This is a genomic window from Kocuria sp. p3-SID1428 (genome assembly GCF_025149945.1).
Lineage (GTDB): Bacteria > Actinomycetota > Actinomycetes > Actinomycetales > Micrococcaceae > Kocuria.
This window is the reverse complement of sequence record NZ_JALXVH010000045.1, coordinates 1-20492: the sequence shown is the minus strand read 5'-3', so window position 1 is coordinate 20492 and position 20492 is coordinate 1. Positions and strand designations below refer to the sequence as shown.

The following is a 20492-nucleotide window of genomic DNA, read 5'->3' as shown; positions in this document are numbered from 1 at the left end:
GCCCTGCAGTGTCACGTGGCGCTTCGAGGCACGTAGGCGTGGGAGGGGGCTCAAGCCTCCCTTACGGCCGTGTCAGCCCCAGCAGAGGCAGAACGGGTGGCCGGCGGGGTCGGCGTAGACCTGGAATCCGCGCGCGGCGGCGGGATCCTCGGCCGACTGCAGCAGTTCGGCGCCCAGCCCCGTGACCTCCGCGTGGGCGGCCTCGAGGTCGGTGATGTAGAGGTCCAGGTGCATCTGCTGGTGCTGGGGGCCGTCGGGCCACTGCGGGCGGACGTGATCGGGGGCCAGCTGGATGCCCAGCACCTCGCGGCCGTCCACCACGATCGTGCGCCACTCGCCGGCCGCGCTCTGGAAGTCCGGCTCGGCAGTCCCGCCGAGCACTGCGGCCCAGAAGTCGGCCTCGGCCTCGACGTCGTCGGTGTCCAGCACCGGGTACTGCTTGAGGATCTCCATGGGGCCAGTCAATCGCGCGCGAGCTCATCTGTCGCCGCCGGCGCCGTCGTCGAGCGGCGCCGGGGCGGGCCCCGACGGGAGCGGACCAGGCCGATGACCAGGCCGATTCCCCACGCGACGAACCAGGGATCCCACAGCCAGGCATGGCCCAGCATCGAGCTGCGGTCGAAGCCGCCGTCCGGCTGGATGACCCCGGCGAGCACGAGCTGGGCGGTCACGGTGCTGAGCCCTCCCCAGAGGATGAGCACAGCGGCACCGAGCCAGCAGACCGCACGGCTCAGCGGAGCCAGGGGCCACCCGCTGCGCGCCAGCAGCCACGGCGCCAGGCCAGCGGTGACTTTCACGAGCCCCACCGGCACGAGCAGCCACAGGCGTCCGTCGAACTGCGATGCGACATCCCCGACCGTGCTCAGCAGCCACTGACCGCCACCGGCCCAGTAGAAGCTGAACAGTCCGTGCCCGATGCCCAGTACCGCCGCTGCTGCCAAGCACAGCGAGTCCTTGCCCCGCCCGCCCTGCCGTGGGACCGAATCCATGGCTCCATAGAACGGAGGGGTCGCCGACGCGGTCAAGAGGCATAGGCCTCTGAAGCGGCGTCGTCATCCCCCGGGAGACTGAGGACAAACCCGCTCGGCTCGGATTGAATGGGCTCATGCTGAGACCCCCGCTGATCGCCACCGCCGTCGTGGCCGCAGCCCTCGCCCTGCTCCTGCCGCTGATCTCCGGCGCCCACGTCCTGGTGGCGGTGGTCTCCGCGATCGCCCTGATCGTGGGCGCCTGGTGCGCCCCCACCTCCTTCAGCTCGGACCAGACCGGCTCGGCGCTTCTCATGGGTCGGGAGGTGTGGACGGCTCGGACCGCCCGGCTCAAGGCGCTGCAGCTGTACGTGGCGGGCGCGGCAACGCTCGGTCTGGTCCTCCTGAACGTCTTCGACCCGGGGGTTGCTGTCGTCGTCGGCATCGCCCTGGCGCTCGGCACCGGCGCCGCCGGATCTGGGGAGCGCCCGCGGGACTGAGTGCCAGGCTGCGTCGCCGTGGCGCTGCTGCCTCCCCTGGTCGGGAACGAGCTGGTCATCCCCTCCGTGATCATGGCGCCCATGCTGGCTGCCGGCGCGTGGTGCATGCCGACCTCGATGCTGCGCAAGCCCTATGGATCGGTGCTCACCATGTCGCGCGAGGTGTGGACCCCCCAGGTGGCGGTCTTGACGTCGTGGCAGCTGCTCGTCGGCGCGGCGACGGCAGTGATCCTGGTGCTCATGGATCTCATCGCCGCCGATCCGTCGTCCCAGGGGAGCGCCGCGCTCGGAGGCGGCTTCGAACAGAATCAGCGCCACGGGGATGATCACCACGTTGTCCACGAGCATGGACATGCCGATGGCCAGGCCCGCGGACTCCGGGATCAGCAGCAGGAGCAGGGGCGCTCCCACGAACCCGTTGTTGGTGCCGCTGACGGCCAGGGACATCGACGCCGCCCGCTGGGGCGGCATGGAGCGCGAGCGCGACTACGCGCGCCTGTGTGCTTGTCCTCGCTCTCGCAGGCGAAGAGCGCGCGGAGGCACGCTGGCGCGCGGCGGGGGAGGGGCGTCAGCTCAGGCGGTGACCTGCCGCTTGGACGAGATGACGCCCGTGTTGAAGCCGGCCAGGTGCAGCCCGCCGTGGAAGCGGGCGTGCTCGATCTTCACGCAGCGGTCCATCACAGCGTTGAGCCCGGCGTCCTCGGCGATCCGCGCGGCCTCCTCGTTCCAGGAGCCCAGCTGCATCCACACCGTCTTGGCGCCGATGTCCACGGCCTCCTGGGCCACACCGGGCAGGTCGGCGTCCTTGCGGAAGACCTCCACCAGGTCCGGGACCACGGGCAGGTCGGCCAGCGAGGGGTAGACCTTCTGCCCCAGCACCTCGTCGAGCACGGGGTTCACGAAGTAGACGTCGTACGGCGACGATGACAGCAGGTAGGTCGCCACGAAGTACGACGCGCGCGAGGGCTTGTTCGACATCCCGACGATCGCGATGGACTTCGTGGAGCGCAGGATGTTCAGGCGCTCGGGGGCGCTGGGGCCCACCCAGGTGCGGTTCTGGCTGCTCATGCGGAGGCTCCTTCGCGGGTGATGCCCGTGGCGGCGGTGAGGGCCTGATCGAGGTCCCACAGGATGTCGTCGGTGTCCTCGAGGCCCACGGAGATGCGGATGAGGTCCGGGCCCACGCCTCCCGAGACGAGTTGCTCGGCGGTGAGCTGCTGATGCGTGGTGGAGGCCGGGTGCAGCACCAGGGTGCGGGCGTCGCCGATGTTGGCCAGATGGGAGGCAAGCTGCAGTCCCTCGATGAACCGGCCGCCCACCTCGCGGGCGTCGAGCTCGGCGGTGGCGGCCACGCCGAAGGCGAAGACCGAGCCGGGGCCCTGCGGCAGGTACTTCTGGGCGCGGGCGTGATGCGGGTGCCCGGGCAGCCCCGCGTAGTTCACATAGGAGATGCGCGGGTCGGAGTCGAGCCACTCGGAGAGGGCCTTCGCATTGGCCACGTGGGCGTCGATGCGCTGCGGCAGCGTCTCCACGCCCTGCAGCAGGTTCCAGGCCGACTGCGGGGACAGGGCGGGGCCGATGTCGCGCAGCTGCTCGGATCGCAGCTTGGTCAGGAAGCCGTACTCGCCGAAGTTCCCCCACCAGCTCACGCCGTTGTAGGAGGGCACGGGCTCGGTCATGGACGGGAACTTGCCGCTGCCCCAGTCGAAGCGCCCGGACTCCACGACGACGCCGCCGAGCGTTGTGCCGTGCCCGCCCAGGAACTTGGTGGCCGAGTGGATCACGATGTCCGCGCCGTGCTCGAGCGGCCGGTTCAGGTAGGGGGTGTTGAGCGTGGCGTCGACGACCAGCGGGATCCCGGCCTCGTGGGCCACGGCCGCCAGACCCTCCAGGTCGGCGATCTCGCCCGACGGGTTCGCGATCAGCTCGGTGTACACGGCCTTGGTCTGCGGCGTGAGGGCGGCCTGGAAGTCGGCGGGGTCGGTGCCCTGCACGAACGTTGTCTCCACGCCGAAGCGTCGCAGGGTGACGTCGAGCTGGGTGACCGTGCCCCCGTAGAGCTGCGAGGAGGCCACGATGTGATCGCCCTGCCCGCACAGCGCGGCGAAGGTGATGAACTCGGCTGCCATGCCCGAGGCGGTGGCCACGGCGCCGATGCCGCCCTCCAGGGAGGCCACGCGCTCTTCGAAGGCCGCGACCGTGGGGTTGCCGATGCGCGAGTAGATGTTGCCGTACTTCTGCAGGGCGAACAGGTTGGCGGCGTCATCGGCGTCCTTGAACACGAACGAGCTGGTCTGGTAGATCGGCACGGAGCGGGCCCCGTGCTCCGCATCGGGGGTCCCGCCTGCGTGCAGCGCACGGGTGCGGAATCCGAACTGGTGCTCGGCCATGTGTCCTCCTCGTGGGGCGCGCCCCTGGTGTGGGTCCTGCTGGAGAGTCTTTGCCGCCGGGTGGGGCCCCGCAAGCAGGGCGACGCGGCGGCGATGGTGGGTGCGGGTCAGCCGCGCGCCGAGAAGATCTGCTCGATCGCCTCGAGCGACCCCTCGTTCTGCAGCGACGAGCGATCACCCAGCGGCCGCCCCTCGTAGAGCTGGGCGAGCAGGCGCCGGGTGATCTTCCCGGAGCGGGTCTTGGGCAGATCGGGCACGGGGATCACCTCGCGCGGCTTGGCGATCGGGCCGATCTCCTGCGCCACATGGGCGCGCAGGGTCTCGCGGACCTCGGCCTCGGGCAGGGCACGGCCTTCCGGGGTGAGCACCACGCAGGCCAGCACGGCATGGCCGGTCAGCGCATCGGCCACCGGAGCGGTCCCGGCCTCGACGACCAGCGGATGCGTGACCAGCGCCGACTCGATCTCGATCGTGGACAGCCGGTGCCCCGAGATGTTGATGACGTCGTCGATCCTGCCGAGGATGTAGAGATCGCCCTCCTCGTCGAGCCGGGCGCCGTCGCCGGCCAGGAACCAGCCGCGCTCGCCGAAGTCCGCCCAGTACGAGCTCAGGTAGCGCTGCGGGTCTCCCCACACGGTCCGGGCCATGGACGGCCCGATCGCATCCACCACGACGAGGCCCTGCTCGCCCGCCGCGACCTCCTCGCCGGCCGCGTCCACCACGCGGGTCGAGACCCCGGGAACGGGGCGCACCGCGCAGCCCGGCTTGGCCGCGGTGTGCGGGGTGCCCTCGGGGAACGTCCCGGAGGGGGCGAACTGCGGATCGTGGGGCCGGGGCGAGGCCACGCAGGAGCCGGTCTCGGACTGCCACCAGGTGTCCACGAACGGGACCTCGCCGCGGCCCACCTGCTCGCGCAGCCACCGCCAGGCCTCGGGGTTGATGGACTCGCCCACCGTGCCCAGCAGGCGGATCGAGGACAGGTTCCAGACCTTGGGCAGGCCCTTGGGGAACGCGCCCATGAGCGAGCGGATGAGCGTGGGGGCGGTGTAGTAGGTCGTCACGCCGTAGCGCTCGATGATCTCGAAGTGCCGGCCGAAGTCCGGGGTGCTCGGAGTGCCCTCGTAGACGACCTCGGTGACGCCGTTGACCAGCGGGCCGTAGATCTCGTAGGTGTGCGCGGTGACCCAGGCCAGATCGGCGGTGCACCAGTGGACCGCCGAATCCACCTTGGCGGGGTCGTTGACAACGGAGAGCTCCTGCGGGCGCAGCACGCCGTGCTCGTCCGGGGCATCCGGCAGCAGGTCGAAGAGCAGGGCGTGCGTGTAGGCGGCCTGGACCAGGTAGCCGCCCATGGTGTGCACCAGGCCCTTGGGCCTGCCGGTGGTCCCGGAGGTGTAGATGATGAACAGCGGCGTCTCGGCGTCGAAGGCCTGCGCCTCGTGGACGTCGGAGACCGACTCGAGCAGCTCGTGCCACCACAGGTCCCGGCCCTGGGCCCAGGGCACCTCCATCTGGTCCTTGGAGCGCGCCCCGCGCTTGCCGGCCGGCAGGTTCGCGTTGCCGGGCCGGGAGGTCCGGCGCACCACGAGCACGTGCTCGATCGCGTTGGTGCCGGCACACGCTTCATCTGCCTGGGCCTTGACCGGCACCACCTTGCCGCGGCGGTTCTGCCCGTCGGTGGTCACCAGGACCTTGGCGCCGGTGTCCTCGATGCGGAAGCGCAGCGCCTCGGCGGAGAAGCCTCCGAAGACCAGTGAGTGCACCGCCCCGATCCGGGCGCAGGCAAGGGTGATGATCACGGTCTCCGGGATCACCGGCAGATAGATCACCACGCGGTCGCCCTGGACGACGCCCAGCGACTCCAGTGCGTTGGCCGCACGGGCCACGGCCTTCTGCAGGTCGGCGTAGGTCCAGGTCTGGCGGTCGCCGGGCTCGCCCTCGAAGTGCAGGGCCACGTGCGAGCCGCGCCCGGCCTCCACATGGCGGTCCACGCAGTTGACGGCGACGTTGAGCTTGCCGCCCTCGAACCAGGCGATCTCGGGCACCGAGTAGGTGGGGCTTCCGTCGTCGTCGGTGCCGATGCGCTGCGGTTTGTCGAAGCGGTGCGTCGTGTGCCACGGCTGCGCCCAGTCCAGGCGGGAGGCCTGCTCGGCCCAGAAGTCCACACGGGCCTCATCGGAGATCCGCGCGGGATTCGGCGTGGGGGCCAGGGGATCGGAGTAGGACTGCGGTGCGCTCATACGGGTGCTCCTTGCGGGGTGCCCGCGGCTGCGGGCGGGTTCTCGGAACGGGTCGAGGACGGCTTCCAGGGTCTCAGGTCCGGCGCACCGCGCCCCAGCGGGCCTGGGCCCAGCGCTCGAACAGCCCCAGCAGGGCGTCGGTGAGCTTGCCCAGGATCGCCAGCAGGACGATGGCCAGCAGCAGGCGGTCGGTGCGCCCGTTGTTCTGCGAGTCGGTGAGCAGGAAGCCCAGGCCCATCGAGGAGCCGAGCAGCTCGGCTGCCACCAGGAACAGCCAGGCCTGGGCCAGGGCCAGGCGCAGGCCGGAGATGACCGAGGGCATGACCGCCGGCAGCTGGACGGTCAGCAGCAGGCGCAGACCGGAGAAGCCGAAAGACCGGGCGGCCTCCACGAGATGGCGGTCGACCTCCCGCAGCGCGGCCGAGACCGTGGTGAACACGGGGAAGAACGCGCCGATGGCCACCAGGGTCACCTTGGAGTTCTCGCCGATCCCGATCCACAGCAGCAGCAGCGGCACCCACGCCAGCGACGGCACCGCGCGCAGTGCGCCGATCAGCGGCGAGCCCAGCGCGCTGGCCCAGGGCGAGAGCCCGATCAGCGCGCCCACGGCCAGTCCGAGCAGCGAGCCGATCACGAAGCCCACGACCACGCGCTGGGTCGAGATGCCGATGTGGGTCCACAGCGTCCCGTCGGCCAGCAGCTCGCCGCCGGCCTGCAGGACCGCCGCCGGACGCGGCAGCTGCACCGGGGAGAACGTGCCGTTCGTGGACAGCAGCTGCCACAGTGCGAGCAGCGCCACCGGCAGCAGCAGGCCCAGCGCCGCGCGGATCCAGGGGCTGCGCAGGAGAGACCCGCGCGCGGCAGGGGTGCGCGCCGAGCGCTGCGGGTCCGGGCGAGCGGAGCCCGCGGGATCCACGGACTCGGGGGCCGGTGCGGAGGTGGTGGTGACGCTCATGCGCTGTGCCCTTCGATGATCTCGGCCGCGCGCTGGGCGCTGGCCTCCTGCGCGAACCGCGCGTCGAGGATGGTGTCGATGGCCGTCTGGACGGTCTCCAGGTCGGGGACGTCGCCGGTCTCCACGAGGATCGGGGCGATGCGCTCGAGGACCTCGAGCTGGTCGTCGCCGGGGACCGGGTCGATGTCCAGGTGCGTGCGCTCCCAGACGCGGGCGGCGGTGCCCCGGTCGATGTCGGACTCGCGGGCCAGGATCGCGATGCCGTCGTCGGGATGCTCGAGCGCCCATTCGCGGGCATAGGCGTAGACGTCCAGGACCATCTGGGTGCCGCGGGGGTTGATCTCCAGGAACAGCTCGCGGGCGTTGAGGAAGCAGTACGTGTTGAAGGACAGCTCGCGCCGGAACAGCACGGCATCGTCCTGCTCGGCGGCGGCCATGATCGGGTCGAGCCCGGCCCAGGCCTCGACCTGTCCGCTGGTCAGCGCCGAGCGGCCGTCGGCGTGCTGCAGGTTGACCACGGTGGTCTCCTCGAAGTCCATGCCCGCTTCCGACAGGCACTGCAGGAGGAAGAAGTAGGGATCCGTGCCCTTGGTGGCCGCCACCGACCTGCCGCGCAGGTCCTCGACCGAGCGCAGGGGCGAGTCCGCGGTGCGCACGAGTGCTGCCCACTCCGGCTGGGAGCAGATGTCGATCGCGCGGATGGGGGAGCGGTTGGTGCGCGCCAGCAGCGCGGCCGAGCCCGCGGTCGAGCCGATGTCGATCGCCCCGCCGCGCAGGAACTCGTTGGCCTTGTTGGACCCGGCCGAGAACGTCCAGTGGACCTCCTGGCCGCCCTCGGCGGCGACGGTCTCCAGCCAGCCCTTCTCACGGATGATCAGCGACAGCGGGTTGTAGGTCGCGTAGTCCAGGTAGATCTCGGTGTCCGAGCCGGCGGCCATGCCGCGGCCCGGGCCCTCGCCCTCCATGACGCACCCGGACAGGGGCGCGGCGGCGGCCCCGACAGCGGCCAGGCCCAGCAGGCGACGACGCGTCAGCCCGCTCATGCCTCCACGCCCAGCAGGCCGAGCAGGTGCGTGCGGGCCTGCGTCAGCTCGGGATCATCGCGATGGCGCGGGCGCGGCGAGTCGACCGTGAGGATCTCCTGGATCCCTGCCGGCCCGCCTTCCGGCGGCGTCCCGAGCACGACCACGCGGTCGGAGAGCACCAGGGCCTCTTCCACATCGTGGGTGACCATCAGCACCGTCGTGGGATCGGCGGCGTGGATCTCCAGCAGCAGGTCCTGCATCTTCAGACGGGTCAGGGCATCGAGAGCCCCGAACGGCTCGTCGAGCAGCAGCACCTGCGGATTGCGCGCCAGCGCCCGGGCCAGCGAGGCCCGCTGGGCCATGCCGCCGGAGATCTCCGAGGGTCGGTCCTCGGCATGCTTCCTCAGCCCCACCAGCTCGAGCAGGTGCGCCACGCGCTGCTCGGCCTCTCGTCCGCGCACCCCGCGGGGCAGGCCGAGCGCCACATTGCGGGCCACCGTGCGCCACGGCAGCAGCCGCGGCTCCTGGAAGCCCACCGCGCAGCGCGGGTCCAGGCCGCGCACGGGCGCGTCATCGATCAGGACCCGGCCTGCGGAGGCCGTGCCGAGACCGGCCACCGCACGCAGCAGGGTCGACTTGCCGCAGCCCGACGGGCCCAGCACCGAGACGATCTCCCCGGGGCGGACCTCGAAGCTGACATCGGCCAGGACGTCGCGCCGGAGGCCCCCGGAAGACGGGAAGGACTTGCCGACCCGGTCGAAGGTCACGGAGGCGGCATCAACCGTGCTCAGGGCGGACGGGGGTGCAGAGATCATCACATCACTCCATCGGTCCTGGCATTAGCACCTTGTGCCGCGTAATGGACGGCACTGGTTGCTGCGGCGTCGACGAGCCAGGTCTCTCGTACCGCTCCGGATGGGAACCGGGGGTCATTCAATGCCCTGGTCCGGGGAGACAGCAAATCGGAGGACGAGCGGGGCAACGCGCGGCACGGGCTTCGCACCGTCGCCTCAGGTGTGCATAGGATGACGCTCACACGATCAAGAGTTCCGGCCCACAGCCCTGGCTGGCCGGACGGCAACCCTCTCCCGTAGCGGGGTGCCCCAGGTGAGGATCGGGCCGCTCGCTAGACCGCGTGCGGCAAGTACGGCGCACGCACGCGCTGGACCCGCAGGTTGGCCGCGGCATGAGCGGCGCACGGGGCGCGGGTCTGACCCCTCAGGAGCAGCCTCCCATGGCCAAGCGGATCTCCCTGAACGCCTTCGACATGACCTGCGTGGATCACCAGAGCTTCGGGCTGTGGCGCCACCCGCGCTCGCGGGCCACGGAGTACAACACGATCGAGTACTGGACGCACCTGGCCCAGGTGCTCGAGCGGGGCCGCTTCGACGCCCTGTTCCTGGCCGATGTGGTCGGCATCTACGACATCTACCGCAACTCGGCCGCCCCCTCGATCGCCGACGGCGCGCAGGTCCCGGTCAACGACCCGTTCATGCAGATCTCCGCCATGGCCGCGGTGACGAAGAACCTCGGCTTCGGCGTGACCAGCGCGGTCACCTACGAGCAGCCGTACACGCTGGCGCGCAAGTACGCGACGCTCGATCACCTGACCCGCGGGCGCGTGGGCTTCAACGTGGTGACCTCCTACCTGCCCTCGGCCGCCGAGAACCAGGGTCTGCCCACGCAGATCGAGCACGACGAGCGCTACGAGATCGCCGAGGAGTTCCTCGACGTCTGCTACAAGCTGTGGGAGGGCTCCTGGGAGGACGACGCCGTCGTGAAGGACGTGGAGCGCGGGATCTACGCCGATCCGGCCAAGGTCCACCCGATCCAGCACCGGGGCAAGCACTTCACGGTGCCTGGTGCGGCGCTCACCGAGCCCAGCCCGCAGCGCACGCCGCTGATCTTCCAGGCCGGGGCCTCCTCGCGCGGGCAGGCCTTCGCGGGCAAGCACGCCGAAGCCGTGTTCATCGGCGCCCTGCGCCCGGACCTCACCCGGTACATGACCGATCGGATCCGCGACAAGGTCGAGGCCGAGGGCCGTGACCGGGACGACGTGAAGATCTACGCGATGCTCTCCGTGGTGGTCGATGAGACCGACGAGAAGGCCCAGGCCAAGTACCGCGAGTACCAGAGCTACGCCAACCTGGAGGCCTCGCAGGCCATCATCGGCGGCTGGTCCGGGCTGGATCTGTCCAAGTTCCAGGAGGACGAGGTCCTGAACTACGTCAAGACCGAGGCCATCCAGTCCTTCCTCACTCCGTTCACCATGCAGGACGGCGACAAGCAGTGGACGCGCGAGGAGATCGCCCGCCACTGCGCGATCGGCGGCATGGGCGATGTGGTCGTGGGCTCCCCGCAGACCGTGGCCGATCAGCTCGAGACCTGGATCGACGAGGGCGGCCTGGACGGGATCAACCTGGCCTATCACGTCTCGCCGGGGTCGTTCGAGGACTTCGTGGAGCAGGTGGTCCCGGAGCTGCAGAAGCGCGGGCGCTACCGCGCGGACTACGACGGCCCCACCCTGCGCGAGAACGTCTACGGTGCCGGGCAGACCAAGGTGCTCGACACCCACCCGGCGGCCAAGTACCGCGGGGCCTACGTGGGCAGGCCGTCCACGGCGGACACCCCGGCGCGGGATCTGTCGCAGGGCTGAGTCGCCGGCTCGGCTGATGAGCAGAGGCCCGTCCGAGGGCCTCTGCCAGCACGCACGCTCGTCGAACCCCACTCGGACGAGGAGATCGCGTCCGTCACGGACGGCCCCATTGCTTGCGCGGCGCCTCACGTCACGTGCACGAACGGGCGGTCCTGCTTGCGCGGCACCGCCCGGCGCAGGACCTCGTGCACGGCCGTCGCCGTCTGACCGCGGCCGAGGAGCAGGAAGCGCAGGGAGTTCACCAGCGGCGAGCCGTCGGACCACTCGAGGTAGAGGTGCGACGGTCGCCCCGTCCGGTCCCGGACGGCCAGGGCCACGCCGGCCAGGCAGGTGGGCACCGACGAGCCCTCGGCGCGCAGGACGCGGTGGCCGTCGATCTCGTGGGCGCTCACGCGCAGCCGGTCCTCGAAGTCCGATGGATCGCGCAGGGTCACCTCCACGAACAGCACGCCGTCGGCCGAGGGAAGGCGATGCCATTCGCGCTCGTCGCGCAGCTTCTCGGCCAGGTCGGGGTCGCGGAGCACGAGCTGCTGGGCCTGGGCCCCGGCTGCGCCCAGCTGGGTGCGCGGCCGGTGCGCGATCAGCCGCACCGTGCGACCGCGGCAGCTGCGCAGCCAGTCCTGGGAGGTCTCGTCGAAGTCGATGCTGCGGATCCGCAGCTCCGAGGCCCGCCAGACCCGCGAGGCGAACGACGCCGCCAGCAGGGCCGCGATGAACACGAGGGCCACGTGGAGGCCATCGGGGCGGCTGATCATGTTGTCGGCGGTCGTGTAGGCGATCACCACGGTGATCGCCGCGAATCCCACGGCGGCGCGGCCGTGCCCCCGCCTTCCGGCCGACAGGGTCGAGGCGAAGGAGGCCGAGAGCATCAGCACCAGCACCCCGGTCGCATAGGCCCCGCCCTGCGCATCCACGTCGGCGTGGAAGACCGCCGTGACGACCAGGGCGGCAGCCAGGATCGTGAGCACCAGCGGCCGCGGAGCGCGGGTCCACTCGGGCGCCATGCCGTAGCGCGGCAGGTAGCGCGGGATGAGGTTGAGCAGACCGGCCATCGCCGAGGCGCCCGCGAACCACAGGATCAGCACCGTCGACAGGTCGTAGACCGACCCGAAGGTCTCGCCCAGCAGGCTGTGCGCCAGGTAGGCCAGCGCTCGCCCGTTGGCAGCGCCGCCGGGCTCGAAGTCCCCGGCCGGGATCAGGATCGTGCACACCAGCGACGAGGTCAGCAGGAACCCGGCCATGATCAGCGCAGCGGTCGTGAGCAGTCGTCGGGTGCCCTCCACGCGGCCCCGCAGGCCCCGCGAGGTGCGCACCAGGGGCATCACGGAGACCCCGGTCTCGAAGCCGGACAGGCCCAGCGCCAGCTTGGGGAACACCAGTGCAGCCACGGCGACCGCCGCCCAGGGCGAGGAATGCTGGCTCAGCGCCGCATGCCACCACTGCGCGAATCCGATCTCCTGCGAGCGGGCGATCTGCCACCAGCCCACCACCAGCACCACGGCGTTGAGGCTCAGATACACGGGGACCAGGACGACGGCCACGCTGATGGCCTCCGAGAACCCGGCCATGAACACCGCGCCCAGCAGCAGGAGCAGCCCGACGGTCACCCAGAACTGCCAGTGCTGCGCCTCGGCCGGCACGTGCGGATTCTCGACGATGTGCACGGCGGCATCGGCCGAGGACAGGGTCATGGTGATGACGAAGTCCGTGATCGCGAAGCCGAGCAGGCACAGGACCAGCACCTTGCCGCTCCAGCGCGGCAGCAGCGTCTCGAGCATCCGGATGGAGCCGGCGCCGTGCGGGGAGGCCACCGCCACCCACCGGTAGACCGGCAGCGCGCCGAACAGCGTCACCGCCACCAGCACCAGGGTGGCCAGTGGAGAGATCAGCCCGGCGGCCAGGATCGCGATGCCGGGCTGATAGCCCAGGGTGGAGAAGTAGTCCACGCCGGACAGGCACATGACCTTCCACCAGGGATGGGTCTTCTCGTCACGATCGGGTCGGCGATGCGGGGCGCCGTAGGAGGCGGAGGGGGATCCGGCCAGCAGCCAGGCGGCGGCGCGGGAGGGCGGTGCGATCACGGCGTACATGATGCGCCTGTCCCGCTCACGGCCCCGCCGCCGAGGGCCTCAGGCGGCTGGCAGTTGCCTGTGAGCTGCGATCTGCCGATCAGTCGGGCAGCGGACCCGACCGATCCGGCTCGGGGCCGAGCAGCCCGCCGAGGGCCACCAGGAGCCCGCCCACCGCGAGCACCGCGGCGATCGCCGCGTGCGGCCCGAGCAGCTGCTGCAGCGGCGGCAGGTAGTAGGGGTAGAGCGCGGGCAGCACGATCGAGATGCTGTAGGCCACCCCGTATCCGCTGGCCCGGATCTCGTCGGGGAAGCGCTCCGTCAGATAGGCGCCCACCGGCCCGTAGCCGGTCACCGTCGTGACCTGCAGCGCGGCTGCCAGCAGCAGCACCGTGCCGATGCCGGCTCCGAGGGCCCCGGACAGCAGCGCCAGGAGAATGACGGGGGAGACCGCTGCGCAGAGCAGCCCGAAGCCCACGAAGAACCGGCGCCGCCCGATCCGACTGGACAGCGCACCCGCCCCGGCCATGGCCAGCGCGGACACGGCCGTCGCGCCCAGCATGACGAGGGAGACGGTCTGCGGCTCGAGCTGCGGTATGCGTGAGAGCTGGGCGGTCAGGGTGGGCACCGCCATGTAGGTGAGCAGCCACAGCCCGGTCATCAGCACGAGGACCTGCCGCAGCGACCGGCGGCTGCTGCCCCTGACGAGCTGCGCCAGCGGGTGCGCCGAACGGGCCGGGCGCCGGCGCTGCGGAGCCTCCTCGACCATGAGGCGGTAGTAGATCAGCATGGCAGCGGCCAGGGCGGCGCCGAGCAGGAACGGCAGCCGCCAGCCCCAAGCGGCGTACTGGCTGTCGTCCAGGAGCAGCAGCAGGAGGGAGGTGACGGCGGCGATGCTGGCGTTGGCCAGCGGCGACATCGCCATGATCATCCCGCTGAGACGACCGCGTGAGCGCGGGCGCGCCCACTCCATGGCCAGCGGGATCGCCGAGGTGTACTCCCCGCCCAGGAAGATCCCACCCAGCAGGCGCAGCGCCAGCACCGCCAGGAACGTGCCCGCGCCGAGCACCTCGTGCCCGGGGACCAGGGCGATCAGCAGGGTCGTGAGGCAGATGCCGGCGAGGGCGACCTGGGTGATGAGCACCCGGCCCGCGCGGTCGGCGATCGGGCCGAAGATCATGGCCCCGAGCGGGCGGCCCAGCAGGGTGGCCACGAAGATCAGGCCGGCATTGCGCACGATGTCGTGATCGCCGAACAGCTGCGCCGAGACCGGAGCCAGGGCGATCACGGGCAGGAAGATGTCGAACTGGTCGACGTAGTTGCCCATGATCCCGCCGCGGATCGCGCGGCGGGTCGGTGCGGGAGGGCGCCCGCCGGAGGATGCGGTCGCGGGGGCGGACAGGGGTGCAGAAGGCATCGAGCTCTCACTTCCTTCGCCGGTATGAACCGGAGCAGGTTCGACGGTCGAAGCCGCGTCAGCTTCCTCTCAGCCCGTGCCCGGGCTCCCGTGTGGGGACATCAGCGGTGCAGGTGTCGCGCCCTGCACGCCGCGCTGTCGATCCTAGCAGCGCGACGGGTTCGCGTGGCCGAGGCCCGAGCATGTGAGGCACAGTGAGTGCGTGTCCCTCACTGCCTCCGAGCTCTCAAGCCCCCCGGTGCGCCCGGACCCGGGCTCGCGCATGCTCGGCATCGATCTGGCGCGGGCCGTCGCCCTGCTCGGGATGATGGCCACCCACACCATGGATTTGGTGGACGCCGCCGGGGAACCGCAGCCCGTCGCCCTGATCGCGGGCAAGGCGGCCGCGCTGTTCGCCGTGCTGGCCGGGTTCTCCGTCGAGCTGTCCACGCGGCGCTATGACCGCTGGGGCGACGCAGCCCTCTCCCTCACCGTGCGCGGCGCGCTGATCGCGGTCATCGGGCTCGTGCTGGGGTCGCTGTCGAGCTCGATCGCGGTGGTCCTGGTGAACTACGGGGTGCTGTTCCTGCTCGCCCCGCTCGTTCTGCGGCTTCCGACCCGATGGCTGGCGGCCACGACCGTGATCTGGCTGGCGGTCTCACCGGTGGCGTCCCACCTGATCCGCGGCGGGCTCGGCCTCCAGCGCGTCGCCGAAGCGCCCGAGCTCTCCCACCTGGCTCAGCCGGGTGAGCTGGTCATCGGCGTGCTGCTCACCGGCTACTACCCGGTGCTGCAGTGGATGGGCTACCTCCTCGTGGGGCTGCTCCTGGCCCGGCTCGACTGGCGCAGCGCTGCCACGGCCGCCTGGGCAGGGGCCGTCGGCGCCCTGCTGGCCGCTGCGGCCTGGGTGAGCTCGCAGCTGCTGCTGTCCGCAGGCGGGCACGAGGCCCTCGAGCGCGCCGGCTCCGGTCTGTCGCCGCTGGCCTGGGGCTCGCCGTATGCCGCGCAGACCATCGGCAGCCACGGGACCACGCCCACGACCACGTGGTGGTGGCTGGTCACGGTCGGTCCGCACTCGTCGACGACCTTCGACCTGGTCTTCACCTCGGGCATCGCGGCGGCGGTCATCGCCGTGTGCGTTCTGATCTGCCTTGCGATAAGGGAGCGCACCCGCCTGCTGATGCCCGTGCTCGCGGCCGGCTCCATGCCGCTGAGCATGTACACGCTGCACGTGATCTTGTCCGAGCTCACAGACCTGTACGTGCTGCATGTGCTCCTGCTGCCGGGGCTCGCCGCGCTGTGGCGGGCCGGCGGGGAAGGCCCCGGCCCGCTCGAGAGCTTGGTCTCCGGGACCGTGCGGCTGGTCGTGCCGCGGCGCTGAGCCTCCCGGCGCCGCGTGGCCTCAGGCGGATGTCGTCGACTCGCCGGACTCCTCCAGCAGATGATTCGGCAGCCGATTGCCCTGGGCGCGGCTGCGGATCTCGAGCAGCGTGCGTGCGTGCTGCCACAGCCGCTTATCCGCCTCGTTCACCGGCTCCCAGGCGGGGACGGGCACGGAGGTGCCCTCCTCGTCGCGGGCCACCATGACCGTCAGGCAGTTGGTGGTGACGTCCAGCTCGCGGGACTTCGGATCCCCGGAGCGGACCTCCACGGCGATGTGCATGCCCTTGGTCCCGGTGTAGATCAGGCGGGCGTCGACCTCGACCAGATCCCCGATGTGCAGGGGGCGCATGAAGCGGATGCCGCCGGAGAACACGGCCACGGTATCCCGACCGCAGTAGCGGGTCGCGCAGAGGTAGGCGGCTTCGTCGATCCATTCCATGACGATGCCGCCGTGGACCTTGCCGCCCCAGTTCACATCGGTGGGGGCGGCCAGGAAGCGCAGGACCTCACGCTCGCCGGTGCCCTCCGCGCTGAAGTCCTGGCGGGCGATCTCGGCGGTGATCTCCTCGCGGATCGGGATGCGCGAGAGCGCGTAGTCCCGGGCCAGCTCCTGCTCCAGGCCCCGCGGCTCGAAGCTCGGCACGGGCGTGGACTTCCCGCTGGCGTCGACGGCCACGAAGATCGTCAGGCACCGGGCTCGCTCCTCGAGCTCGCCCGTCTTGGGATCGCCCGAGCGCACCACGGTGTTGATATGCATGGAAGACCGGCCCGTGGTCAGCACCGTACCGGTCACCTCGACCATCTCGCCGACCTGCACGGGGTACTCGAAGTGGATGTTGCCCACGTAGGCGGTCACGCAGTAGGAGCCCGACCAGGCGGCGGCCGCGGCGAAGGCGGCCTTGTCCACCCACTCCAGGACCCGGCCGGCGTCGACGGTCCCGGAATGCCCCTCATCGGTGGGCGCTGCCAGGAAGCGAAGTGTCACCTCGTGGCGTCGGGAGCGACTGTCGGCGTGGGCGGGTGTCGTCTGGTCCATGGCGATGAAACTACCGCAGGTGATGCGGCGAGAGCCCCGACCGCGGGGGTCGGGGCTCTCAGCTGCTCTGCGCGGAAGGTAAGGGATTCGAACCCTTGGTGCAGGGTCGCTGCACAACGGTTTTCAAGACCGTCTCCTTCGGCCGCTCGGACAACCTTCCCGTGACGGGTCGGCATGCACCGCCCGCACATCGGCTCATTCTTCCACTGGCATGCGCTGGGAGCCGAATCGACGCGGCGGGCGTCTGCCCGCCTCCGTAGCCTGGGCACGACCCACCCCGACGATCGCAGGAGGCCCAACCATGCGCGCAGTCGCCGAAGCCGACCACGGAGGGCCCGAGGTCCTGACCGTGACCGATCAGCCCGTCCCCGAGCTCACCGCCGACGGGATCCGCATCCGCGTGGAGCATGCCGGGATCAACCGCGCCGACGTCCTTCAGAGAACCGGTCATTACAAGGTTCCCGACGGCGGCTCCGCGATCTACGGACTCGAGATCTCCGGCCGCGTGCTCGAAGTCGGCGCCGAGGCCCCGCAGCACTCCCTGTCCGGAGACGTCGTGGTGCCCGGGGCTCGAGTCTGCGCCCTGGTGGACTCGGGAGGCTACGCCGAGGAGGTCGTCGCCCCGGCGGCGAACGTCCTGCCAGTGCCGGATGCCCTGTCCATGACGGATGCCGCCGCGCTGCCCGAGGTGCTGGCCACCGTCTGGTCGAATCTCGTGATGGAGGCCGGTGCTCGGTCCGGGCAGACGCTGCTGCTGCATGGCGGCACGGGCGGCATCGGCACGGCGGCCATCCAGATCGCCCGTTCGATCGGCATGCGCGTGATCACTACCGTGAGCTCCGAGGCCAAGGCCGAGTTCGTCCGCGAGCTCGGCGCGGAGGCCATCCGCTACGACCAGGAGGACTTCGTGGGCCGGGTGAAGGAGCTGACCGATGGCCGCGGCCCGGAGGTCATCTTCGACGTCGTCGGCGCCAAGTACCTCGAGCCGAACCTCAAGGCGCTGGCGGTGGACGGGACGCTGATCATCATCGGGCTGCAGGGCGGTCGGAAGGCCGAGATCGATCTGGGCTCCTTCATGGTGAAGCGCCAGCATCTCGTGGCCACCACGCTGCGTGCTCGGCCGGCGGATCAGAAGGCTCGGATCATGGCGCAGGTCCACGAGCACGTCTGGCCGCTCGTGGCCTCCGGCCAGATCCGCGCTGTGGTCGACAGGGAGTTCCCGCTCGATCAGGCGGCGCAGGCGCATGAGCACTTCGACTCGGGGACGCACATCGGCAAGATCCTGCTGACCCCGTGAGCTGATCTGATGTGACGCCACACTGAGCGGCTCCGCCGTGTGCCTTTGAGGCATTCCCGCCGTCGAGTGGCGCCGCAGTGTGCGTTTGGAGCTCGAGACGCACGCTGCGGGGCCCCTCGATGCGCCTGCGGGGCGGCGGCCCGCCCGGGGCGCCCGCTCCGTGAAGCGGATCACCCTCCGGCTTAGACTCCCGGTGACAGGTGCGCGGCCCCGGCCCTCCGGTCGAGGCCGCGCCTTCCCCTCTCCCTCACCAGGAGCCTTCCATGAGCACCACCGTCACACCGCCCGGAGCCGGCGGATCCGGCGCCCCGGATCCGCGCACCGACCTTCCTCCGGCCGCCGTCGAACCCGAGGTCCTCGAAGCCGAGCAGGCCAAGTGGACCCCGGCCAAGATCGCCCTGTGGGTCGCCATCGCCCTGGTGGGCGGACTGGCCTGGGTCATGCTTGCGATCGTGCGCGGCGAGACCGTCAACGCGATCTGGTTCGTGCTGGCCGCGGTCTGCAGCTACTTCATCGCCTACCGCTTCTACTCCAAGTTCATCGAGCGCAAGCTCGCCCAGCCCGACGACTTCCGCGCCACCCCGGCGGAGTACAAGGCCAACGGCCGCGACTACCTGGCCACGGACCGCCGCGTGCTCTACGGCCACCACTTCGCCGCGATCGCCGGCGCCGGCCCGCTGGTCGGCCCCGTCCTGGCCGCCCAGATGGGCTACCTGCCCGGGACCATCTGGATCATCGTCGGCGTGATCCTCGCCGGTGCGGTCCAGGACTACCTGGTGCTGTTCTTCTCCATGCGCCGCGGCGGCCGCTCCCTGGGCCAGATGGCCAAGGACGAGCTCGGACCGGTCGGCGGCTGGGCGGCGATCATCGCGACCCTCGTGATCATGATCATCATCGTGGCCATCCTGGCCCTGGTGGTCGTCAACGCTCTGGGCGAGTCCCCGTGGGGCGTCTTCTCGGTCGGCATGACCATCCCGATCGCGCTGTTCATGGGCATCTACCTGCGCTACATCCGCCCGGGCAAAGTCCTGGAGATCTCCATCATCGGCTTCGCGCTGCTGATGCTCGCGATCGTGGCCGGCGGCTGGGTCGCCGACACCGACTGGGGCGTCCAGCTGTTCACCCTGGAGCGCGTGACGCTGGCGTGGTTCGTGATCATCTACGGCTTCGTCGCCGCCGTGCTGCCCGTGTGGCTGCTGCTGAGCCCGCGCGACTACCTCTCGACCTTCATGAAGGTCGGCACCATCCTCCTGCTGGCGGTGGCCATCGTCGTCGTCCGTCCGGAGATCTCGGTGCCGGCGGTCTCGGAGTTCGCCGGGCGCACCGACGGCCCCGTGTTCTCCGGCGCGCTGTTCCCGTTCCTGTTCGTCACGATCGCCTGCGGCGCCCTGTCCGGGTTCCACGCGCTGATCGCCTCGGGCACCACCCCCAAGATGGTCGAGAAGGAGCGCCAGACGCGCCTGATCGGCTACGGCGGCATGCTCATGGAGTCCTTCGTGGCGATCATGGCGCTGGTGGCTGCGATCTCGATCGATCGGGGCATCTACTTCGCCATGAACTCCTCGCCCGCCGCCACCGGCGGCACGGTCGAGGGTGCCGTGGCCTGGGTGAACTCGCTGGGGCTGGCCGGTGTGGACGTCACGCCGGAGCAGATCCAGGGCACGGCAGACGCCGTGGGCGAGGAGTCGATCGTCTCGCGCACCGGCGGCGCGCCCACCCTCGCTGTGGGCCTGGCCGGGATCATGAACCAGTGGTTCGGCGGAGCCTCCATGATGAGCTTCTGGTACCACTTCGCGATCATGTTCGAGGCGCTGTTCATCCTCACCGCGGTCGACGCCGGCACCCGCGTGGCCCGCTTCATGCTCAGCGATTCGCTCGGCAACTTCATCCCGCGCTTCCGCGACCCGGACTGGCGGCTGGGAGCGTGGCTGACCACGGCGCTGATGGTGGCCGGCTGGGGATCGATCCTGATCCTCGGCGTCACCGACCCGCTGGGCGGCATCAACACCTTCTACCCGCTGTTCGGCATCGCCAATCAGCTGCTGGCCGCGATCGCGCTGGCGGTCTGCCTGACGATCGCCGCCTCCCGGGGCCGCTTCGGCTACCTGTGGATCATCATCGTCCCGCTGGCCTTCGACTTCGCCGTGACGGTCACGGGCTCGTGGCAGAAGATCTTCTCCTCGAACCCCGCGATCGGCTACTGGGCGAACAACGCGGCCTTCCGCAAGGCGCTGGCCGACGGCGAGACGAGCCACGGCACCGCGCAGACGACGGAGGCCATGGAGGCGGTCGTGCGCAACACGACCGTGCAGGGCACCCTGTCCATCCTGTTCGTGGTGCTGACGATCACGGTCGTGGTCATGGCCGTCATCCGCACGATCCAGCACTACCGCGCGCACGGGAAGATCGGCATGCAGGATCTCAGGGGTCAGGCCGTCGGGCACGAGGACCCGTACGTCGAGTCCCGGTTCTATGCTCCGGCCGGCTTCACCACGACGCCGTCGGAGAAGCAGCTCGCCCAGCGCTGGGAGCAGATCCCGATCGAGCAGCGCACTCCCGGCGGACTGTCGGGGCACG

16 protein-coding genes, 1 tRNA gene and 3 riboswitches are annotated in these 20492 nt (G+C 70.8%); of the genes, 5 read left to right on the top strand and 12 right to left on the bottom strand.

What is annotated here, in order from left to right:
- Window positions 1-72 precede the first annotated feature (72 nt).
- Entirely contained in the window at window positions 73-453 is a 381-nt protein-coding gene (locus tag M3E84_RS09800) for a VOC family protein (protein WP_259896001.1), read from the bottom strand.
- Window positions 454-461: 8 nt separating this feature from the next.
- Entirely contained in the window at window positions 462-989 is a 528-nt protein-coding gene (locus M3E84_RS09795; RefSeq protein WP_259896000.1) for a DUF3995 domain-containing protein, read from the bottom strand.
- 116 nt (window positions 990-1105) lie between these two features.
- Here M3E84_RS09795 and M3E84_RS09790 point away from each other — a divergent pair, with 116 nt between their 5' ends.
- Window positions 1106-1468: a hypothetical protein gene (locus M3E84_RS09790; RefSeq protein ID WP_137801490.1), complete on the top strand. Its 363-nt coding sequence runs from the start codon at window positions 1106-1108 to the stop codon at window positions 1466-1468.
- Between the two features lie 573 nt (window positions 1469-2041).
- On the opposite strand, the gene M3E84_RS09785 is transcribed toward M3E84_RS09790, so the two are convergent.
- From M3E84_RS09785 to M3E84_RS09760, 6 genes are all read right to left on the bottom strand, one after another.
- Complete coding sequence (locus M3E84_RS09785) at window positions 2042-2536, bottom strand: CoA-binding protein (protein ID WP_137801487.1); 495 nt, start codon at window positions 2534-2536, stop codon at window positions 2042-2044.
- Complete coding sequence (locus tag M3E84_RS09780; RefSeq protein WP_259895999.1) at window positions 2533-3858, bottom strand: O-acetylhomoserine aminocarboxypropyltransferase/cysteine synthase family protein; 1326 nt, start codon at window positions 3856-3858, stop codon at window positions 2533-2535. The genes M3E84_RS09785 and M3E84_RS09780 overlap by 4 nt, the downstream gene beginning before the upstream one ends.
- A gap of 107 nt (window positions 3859-3965) precedes the next feature.
- The gene (locus M3E84_RS09775) at window positions 3966-6098 is read right to left on the bottom strand and encodes an AMP-binding protein (RefSeq protein WP_259895998.1); all 2133 of its coding nucleotides are present in this window, start codon (window positions 6096-6098) and stop codon (window positions 3966-3968) included.
- Between the two features lie 73 nt (window positions 6099-6171).
- Window positions 6172-7053 (bottom strand): ABC transporter permease, encoded by an 882-nt coding sequence (locus M3E84_RS09770; RefSeq protein ID WP_259895997.1) that lies wholly within the window; start codon window positions 7051-7053, stop codon window positions 6172-6174.
- A complete protein-coding gene (locus tag M3E84_RS09765) occupies window positions 7050-8096 on the bottom strand; it encodes an aliphatic sulfonate ABC transporter substrate-binding protein (protein WP_259895996.1) in 1047 nt (348 codons plus the stop codon). The genes M3E84_RS09770 and M3E84_RS09765 overlap by 4 nt, the downstream gene beginning before the upstream one ends.
- A complete protein-coding gene (locus M3E84_RS09760) occupies window positions 8093-8893 on the bottom strand; it encodes an ABC transporter ATP-binding protein (RefSeq protein WP_259895995.1) in 801 nt (266 codons plus the stop codon). Before M3E84_RS09760 ends, M3E84_RS09765 begins: the two co-directional genes overlap by 4 nt.
- Window positions 8892-9000: riboswitch (SAM riboswitch) on the bottom strand. Its footprint overlaps the gene before it by 2 nt.
- A 116-nt stretch (window positions 9001-9116) precedes the next feature.
- Window positions 9117-9231, top strand: a riboswitch (SAM riboswitch).
- 81 nt (window positions 9232-9312) lie between these two features.
- Between M3E84_RS09760 and M3E84_RS09755 the strand changes: the two genes are divergently transcribed.
- Window positions 9313-10734, top strand: coding sequence for an LLM class flavin-dependent oxidoreductase (locus tag M3E84_RS09755; RefSeq protein WP_259896002.1), 1422 nt, complete (start codon window positions 9313-9315; stop codon window positions 10732-10734).
- 125 nt (window positions 10735-10859) lie between these two features.
- Here the strand turns inward: M3E84_RS09755 and M3E84_RS09750 are convergent, their stop codons facing one another.
- Both M3E84_RS09750 and M3E84_RS09745 read right to left on the bottom strand, forming a co-directional pair.
- The gene (locus tag M3E84_RS09750; RefSeq protein WP_259895994.1) at window positions 10860-12824 is read right to left on the bottom strand and encodes an amino acid transporter; all 1965 of its coding nucleotides are present in this window, start codon (window positions 12822-12824) and stop codon (window positions 10860-10862) included.
- Window positions 12825-12903: 79 nt separating this feature from the next.
- Complete coding sequence (locus M3E84_RS09745) at window positions 12904-14220, bottom strand: MFS transporter (protein ID WP_259895993.1); 1317 nt, start codon at window positions 14218-14220, stop codon at window positions 12904-12906.
- Window positions 14215-14322, bottom strand: a riboswitch (TPP riboswitch). (Overlaps the previous gene by 6 nt.)
- 100 nt (window positions 14323-14422) lie before the next feature.
- Between M3E84_RS09745 and M3E84_RS09740 the strand changes: the two genes are divergently transcribed.
- Entirely contained in the window at window positions 14423-15580 is a 1158-nt protein-coding gene (locus tag M3E84_RS09740) for a DUF1624 domain-containing protein (RefSeq protein ID WP_259895992.1), read from the top strand.
- Window positions 15581-15601: 21 nt separating this feature from the next.
- Here the strand turns inward: M3E84_RS09740 and M3E84_RS09735 are convergent, their stop codons facing one another.
- Window positions 15602-16618: an acyl-CoA thioesterase gene (locus M3E84_RS09735; protein WP_259895991.1), complete on the bottom strand. Its 1017-nt coding sequence runs from the start codon at window positions 16616-16618 to the stop codon at window positions 15602-15604.
- Window positions 16619-16690: 72 nt separating this feature from the next.
- Window positions 16691-16778, bottom strand: a tRNA-Ser gene (locus tag M3E84_RS09730).
- Between the two features lie 141 nt (window positions 16779-16919).
- Between M3E84_RS09730 and M3E84_RS09725 the strand changes: the two genes are divergently transcribed.
- Window positions 16920-17915, top strand: coding sequence for an NAD(P)H-quinone oxidoreductase (locus tag M3E84_RS09725; protein ID WP_058870718.1), 996 nt, complete (start codon window positions 16920-16922; stop codon window positions 17913-17915).
- Window positions 17916-18178: 263 nt separating this feature from the next.
- Window positions 18179-20492, top strand: a 2314-nt coding sequence (locus M3E84_RS09720) for a carbon starvation CstA family protein (protein WP_259895990.1), incomplete at its 3' end; no start/stop codon positions are given.

Bases quoted from the DNA above. Each gene is read 5' to 3' on its own strand.
- M3E84_RS09800 (WP_259896001.1), bottom strand. From the start codon at position 453: ATGGAGATCCTCAAGCAGTACCCGGTGCTGGACACCGACGACGTCGAG.
- M3E84_RS09795 (WP_259896000.1), bottom strand. From the start codon at position 989: ATGGATTCGGTCCCACGGCAGGGCGGGCGGGGCAAGGACTCGCTGTGC.
- M3E84_RS09790 (WP_137801490.1), top strand. From the start codon at position 1,106: ATGCTGAGACCCCCGCTGATCGCCACCGCCGTCGTGGCCGCAGCCCTC.
- M3E84_RS09785 (WP_137801487.1), bottom strand. From the start codon at position 2,536: ATGAGCAGCCAGAACCGCACCTGGGTGGGCCCCAGCGCCCCCGAGCGC.
- M3E84_RS09780 (WP_259895999.1), bottom strand. From the start codon at position 3,858: ATGGCCGAGCACCAGTTCGGATTCCGCACCCGTGCGCTGCACGCAGGC.
- M3E84_RS09775 (WP_259895998.1), bottom strand. From the start codon at position 6,098: ATGAGCGCACCGCAGTCCTACTCCGATCCCCTGGCCCCCACGCCGAAT.
- M3E84_RS09770 (WP_259895997.1), bottom strand. From the start codon at position 7,053: ATGAGCGTCACCACCACCTCCGCACCGGCCCCCGAGTCCGTGGATCCC.
- M3E84_RS09765 (WP_259895996.1), bottom strand. From the start codon at position 8,096: ATGAGCGGGCTGACGCGTCGTCGCCTGCTGGGCCTGGCCGCTGTCGGG.
- M3E84_RS09760 (WP_259895995.1), bottom strand. From the start codon at position 8,893: ATGATCTCTGCACCCCCGTCCGCCCTGAGCACGGTTGATGCCGCCTCC.
- M3E84_RS09755 (WP_259896002.1), top strand. From the start codon at position 9,313: ATGGCCAAGCGGATCTCCCTGAACGCCTTCGACATGACCTGCGTGGAT.
- M3E84_RS09750 (WP_259895994.1), bottom strand. From the start codon at position 12,824: ATGTACGCCGTGATCGCACCGCCCTCCCGCGCCGCCGCCTGGCTGCTG.
- M3E84_RS09745 (WP_259895993.1), bottom strand. From the start codon at position 14,220: ATGCCTTCTGCACCCCTGTCCGCCCCCGCGACCGCATCCTCCGGCGGG.
- M3E84_RS09735 (WP_259895991.1), bottom strand. From the start codon at position 16,618: ATGGACCAGACGACACCCGCCCACGCCGACAGTCGCTCCCGACGCCAC.
- M3E84_RS09725 (WP_058870718.1), top strand. From the start codon at position 16,920: ATGCGCGCAGTCGCCGAAGCCGACCACGGAGGGCCCGAGGTCCTGACC.